4 protein-coding genes and 1 tRNA gene are annotated in these 3,532 nt (G+C 45.4%); all 5 read left to right on the top strand.

Going from position 1 to position 3,532, the window contains the following annotated elements; all coding sequences use genetic code 11:
- Positions 1-147 precede the first annotated feature (147 nt).
- Positions 148-666, top strand: coding sequence for a hypothetical protein (locus tag ACYVN4_RS45325; protein WP_125685999.1), 519 nt, complete (start codon positions 148-150; stop codon positions 664-666).
- Positions 667-815: 149 nt separating this feature from the next.
- Positions 816-898, top strand: a tRNA-OTHER gene (locus ACYVN4_RS45320).
- 106 nt (positions 899-1,004) lie between these two features.
- Positions 1,005-1,769 carry a hypothetical protein gene (locus tag ACYVN4_RS45315; RefSeq protein WP_125685998.1) on the top strand — a complete coding sequence of 255 codons (765 nt, stop codon included), beginning with the start codon at positions 1,005-1,007 and terminating at the stop codon, positions 1,767-1,769.
- A 17-nt stretch (positions 1,770-1,786) separates the two neighbouring features.
- A complete protein-coding gene (locus ACYVN4_RS45310; protein ID WP_125685997.1) occupies positions 1,787-2,221 on the top strand; it encodes a terminase small subunit in 435 nt (144 codons plus the stop codon).
- The gene (locus tag ACYVN4_RS45305) at positions 2,187-3,467 is read left to right on the top strand and encodes a PBSX family phage terminase large subunit (protein WP_460730543.1); all 1,281 of its coding nucleotides are present in this window, start codon (positions 2,187-2,189) and stop codon (positions 3,465-3,467) included. Before ACYVN4_RS45310 ends, ACYVN4_RS45305 begins: the two co-directional genes overlap by 35 nt.
- The last annotated feature ends 65 nt before the right edge of the window (positions 3,468-3,532 follow it).

Raw genomic sequence — 3,532 nt, 5'->3', positions numbered from 1 at the left:
CCGTCTTCGATGATCAGTGTAGCGATATTATTCGAACCATGATGTGGATGAGCAACCACTTTCAACGGTGGCCCAATACGGTGCGGGTAGCTTACCATCGATTGTCCACTGCTGAACGTAATGCAGTGATTAGGGAGGTACTTGTGAATGGCGATTGAACTATCGGATGAAACGATTGGTAAGATTGTAGACGGACTGATTACCGGGGGACACAACTTCTCTAAAATTGAGTCCGAGGAAGAGTTGCGGAATACGAAGTCGCTGCTGTCTCATTACCAGCTCTTAGAGAACCACTTGACGGTCGAATTGCCAGAGGTAGATGAAGATGTGCCGTTGTCACAGTATGAGCGGAGTTTGTACTCACTTCTTGGGTATCGGGTTCGGTCCAAGGAAATGATGGAATTCGTCAATAATATTCTTACGCGGTACCGGGAGATTTGTACAGCTGGGACTTTTGAAGACCAGCGTCGGTATGGCGTGATTAAGAAGCTCTATCTGATTGACGGTAAGCAGACGCGATTGCAATTGGCCGATTTCTATCAAGTCGATGAAAAGACCATTCGTCGGGACGAACGCAAGGCGATTGACGACCTGTCAATTATGATCTTTGGGATTGATGCGTTTAACGATATGTCCAAAACGCGCCGAACAGGTGTCCAGAAATAGCCGAATTAAAGAGTTACTATAGTAGTGTGAGATAGATTCAAGTATCGCGGTGGCGGAATAGGTAGACGTGCCCGGTTCGAGAGCGAACACGATTCAGCGGGTGTTCCAGTGTGGATATGTGAGGTGCAAATTCTCACCCGCGATGTTGATCGAGTATAGCTTAATGGTAGAGCGTGGGTGGCCGGTGATAAAAAGAACCCAAAAGGTGACGGTTCGATTCCGTCTATCCGATTTGTAACACTATACATCTCCTTCAGACTGACCCTAGCAGTAATGCTGGGGTTTTGTTATGCTTAATTATAGATGACTATAACTAAGTAGGGAGAATAATGTGAATTATGGCGGAATATAGAGCAGGTTGTATATTGAAGTATTTCGATGAAGAATATGCGGATGATTTCGTTGATAAAGGTGTAATCCATTTTTCGCAATTAGGGTATTTTATTGACCTGGAAGACGGAAATGATGCCATTGCGGATTCTTACGAAGGAAGTCGGGTACTCAATCTTGATATGACGGAACCAGGATATTCATTACTCATAGATGGTAAAAAGATATCCTTTAACAATTCCGAGGAAAACAGGCCTCAAGTTCAGGTAAAGGTTACGCCAGAATGGGTGAAGGAAAAAGGAATCGTTTCAATGGCTAATCTTGATTTTGTACATGATTTCAAACTTGATGCCTACAATGAAGCGACAGATCGAGGAGAATTTGTTATTAAGCCTGATGTTATTAAGGATCTAGAAAAGCTGAGTAACAATAAGAGTAGAGTACCGATAATTATTGACGCAAAGTGGTTGATGAAACGTTTGGATGAAGTAATGACGCATAATTATCATGCACAGCTACGAAGCGTTAGGTACTATGATGAAAAAGCTCCTCAGAATATTACCTTTCAGGAATTACAGGACACTCCTGAAAATGTTATTTTTTTAAAAAGGAATAAATACAGGTATCAGAGAGAAGTTAGAATTGCACTGTTGGATGCAGTTCCCGAAAAGGGGACGAATATTTCATTGGGAAGCATGACCGGGCATGCATTTAAATTAGACCCACAAACAGGTCTTGAAACGTTCAAAATTGCTATGGCAAAAAGTAAATGATAGAGGAGGTCTGCGAAATGCAGAAACTAACAGTAAAACAGCAGAAATTTGCTGACGAATATATTATTAGTGGCAATGCAACGCAGGCCGCTGAATTAGCGGGTTATGCAAAGCGAAGTGCCCATTCAATTGGAGCCGAGAACCTGCAAAAACCTGCAATCGCTACTTATATCGAATCACGACGGAAAGAGATTTCTGATGGGAAGATTGCTGACCAGCAAGAAATTTTGGAATACCTCACCGCTACCATGCGTGGTGAGGAAACCGAGTCAGTGGCAACTGCTAAGGGAATCTATACCGATGTGGAAGTTGGTGCCAAGGATCGGGTTAAAGCGGCCGAACTTCTCGGCAAGCGTTACGCTATGTGGACGGAGAAGCGTGATGTAACCGCAACAGTTGGTCCCGTGCAGATTGCAGATGACATCCCCACCGGAAGTGATGAGGATGGCTAGAATCAGTCTTGCTCACTCAATGGCGCCAAGCTTCTACCAATTGCATCAAGACATCAAGCACCGCCAACATTCAAATTACTGGCTATCAGGAGGACGTGGGTCGACCAAGTCCTCTTTTATTTCGCTTGAAATAGTCTTAGGCATCATGAAGGACCCGGACGCCAACGCGGTAGTCATGCGGCGATACGCTTCTAACTTGCGTGAATCGGTATATGACCAGTACCTATGGGCGATTGATACCTTGGGCGTCTCTCATCTGTGGGCAGACTCGGTGAGCCCAATGCAACTAACTTACATCCCCACTGGTCAGCAGATTCGCTTCAAGGGTGCTGATAAGCCAGAGAAGATTAAATCGCAGAAATTCCGGCATGGCTACACGAAGTTTAAGCACTTTGAAGAAGTCGCTGACTTTAAAGGCTTCAAAGAAATTCGGAATATAAACCAGTCATTGAACCGTGGTGGTTCAGATATCGTTACTTTCTACAGTTACAATCCTCCGGCCTCAGTCAATTCTTGGGTCAACCAAGCTAGGGAGGAGCAAGGCCGACGAAATGACACCTTGGTACACACATCTGATTACTTGTCAGTACCAAGAAGCTGGCTTGGCAAGGAATTCTTGGCCGATGCTGAACAGCTCAAAAAGGACAATCCAAAGGCCTACGCTCATGAATATCTGGGTGAGGTTACCGGGACGGGCGCCGAAGTCTTCAGCAACCTCACTATCCGAGAAATTACTGATGAAGAGATTAGTCACTTCGATAAAATCTATCACGGCATGGACTTCGGGTTTGCACACGATCCACTGGCTTATGGGGATGCATATTGGGACGCGGCCAGACGCCGGGTCTTTTTGTTTAACGAAATCTATAGCGTTGGCATGACAAACCGAGAAGCTGTGGAAGCCATTAAGAAGCTTAATCCAATGAACGGCTTAATCACTGCTGACTCTGCAGAGCCACGTACCATCGCTGAGTTCCGAGACTATGGACTGAACGTTGCTGGTGCTCGCAAAGGGCCTGGTAGCCGGGAGCATGGCTTTAAGTGGCTACAGGACTTACGTGAGATTGTTATTGACCCCGTTCGTTGCCCCAACACTGCCAGAGAGTTTACTAGCTATGAACTAGCCCGTGACCCTAACGGCAACTTCAAGGCTGGCTATCCTGATGGCAACGATCACAGCATTGATAAGACCAGGTACGAACTCGAATCACTGATGAAGAAGGGAGGTTTCAGACCGTGGAAATAAAGACGATGAAGCAACTACTCAAGAATACTGACGGACGGCGGATTAAGTTTGCCAATCAGTTCGAT

Source organism: Nocardia heshunensis, assembly GCF_054782115.1.
The sequence above is the reverse complement of the archived record's forward strand: the minus strand, read 5'-3'. Positions and strand labels throughout refer to the sequence as shown.